The sequence below is a fragment of the Mesorhizobium sp. M4B.F.Ca.ET.214.01.1.1 genome, from assembly GCF_004791545.1.
Classification (GTDB): Bacteria; Pseudomonadota; Alphaproteobacteria; order Rhizobiales; family Rhizobiaceae; genus Mesorhizobium; species Mesorhizobium abyssinicae.
Window position 1 is genome coordinate 1 of record NZ_SRUX01000076.1, and the last position, 419, is coordinate 419.

The window sequence follows — 419 nt, forward strand, 5'->3', positions numbered from 1 at the left end:
CTCCGCCAGATCCACCGTCTCGGTCGAATGGTCGGTGCAGATGAAGCAGCAGGTGTCGCAAGCGCGGTCGTTGTCGGGGCCGACGCCGGCGGTGACGGAATCGTCGCCGTTCACCCAAGCGCCCCAGCAGATGTGCTCGCCATTGTCGCAGGAGATCGGCACGGATTTCTTCGCCCCCGGACGGATGAGGAACACCTTGTCGTTGCCCGGCCAGACGATCTCGCGGTCGCGGCTGAACAGCTCGACCGCGACCCCTTCCTTGCGCAGGTTCTTGATGCAGAAGGCCATGTCGGCGGCCTCAGCCGAATTGGCCAGGACCAGTGCCGCCAGCGCAACCATGCGAAACAGCGTCACCGCCGACCTCCCCCGAATCATCGCGGGCAGGTTCGCACGGCCGCCCGGAACTAGGAAGACACCGG

General features: G+C 65.9%; 1 protein-coding gene. It reads right to left on the minus strand.

Translation table 11 applies throughout. From position 1 onward, the window contains the following. The coding region (locus tag EN857_RS33360) for a hypothetical protein (RefSeq protein ID WP_135897678.1) at positions 1–354 on the minus strand (354 nt) is incomplete at its 3' end. Positions 355–419: the final 65 nt, after the last annotated feature.